The sequence below is a fragment of the Streptomyces sp. NRRL B-24572 genome (genome assembly GCF_002156145.1).
GTDB classification, from domain to species: Bacteria; Actinomycetota; Actinomycetes; order Streptomycetales; family Streptomycetaceae; genus Streptomyces; species Streptomyces vietnamensis.
In genome coordinates this window covers 1-654 of sequence record NZ_MWIG01001011.1, presented here as the reverse complement: position 1 = coordinate 654, position 654 = coordinate 1, and the positions used below count along the sequence as shown (strand labels likewise).

The following is a 654-nucleotide window of genomic DNA, read 5'->3' as shown; positions in this document are numbered from 1 at the left end:
ATGCCGGGGCACCCGGCGCGCGGCGCGATCGACCGCTTCCTGACGGACTTCGCGACGGACCTCCAGGGAGACACGGACACGCGGGCGCGCGTGGAGCGCCTGAAGTCGGACCTCCTGGCACGCCCGGAGGTCCAGGACATCATCGCCTCGGCGTGGGCCTCGGTGCGGTCCCTGATCATCGCGGCGGCCGAGGACGACCGCAGCCAGCTCCGCCTCCGTGCCCGCGCCTCCCTGATCTCCCTGGGCACGCGCCTGGCGACGGACACGAGGCTGCAGGGGAAGGTGGAAGGCTGGGCGGAAGACGCGGCGGCGTACGTGGTCACGACGTACCGCCACGAGATCACGTCCCTGATCACGGACACGGTCGCCGGCTGGGACGCGACCCAGACCTCCCGCAAGATCGAGGCCAACATCGGCCGCGACCTCCAGTTCATCCGCATCAACGGCACGGTGGTCGGCGCCCTGGCGGGCCTCCTGATCTACACGGTGAGCCAGGCGGTGGGCGGCTGAGGCCGCTTACCGGCTACTTCCCGCGGGTGACGGCCCAGGAGGCGGCGGCCATGCCCCCGGCGACGGAGAACACGGCGGGCCAGGCGCCGATCTTCTTGGCGAGCGGGTGGGACCCGGCGAAGGCGGCGACGTAGGCGGTGCCGA

At 72.5% G+C, this 654-nt stretch carries 1 protein-coding gene; it reads left to right on the top strand.

All coding sequences use genetic code 11. The features are described 5' to 3' along the window. Window positions 1–510 (top strand): DUF445 domain-containing protein (locus CCN56_RS39515; protein WP_143664808.1); only part of this gene is annotated, 510 nt, incomplete at its 5' end. Window positions 511–654 lie beyond the last annotated feature (144 nt).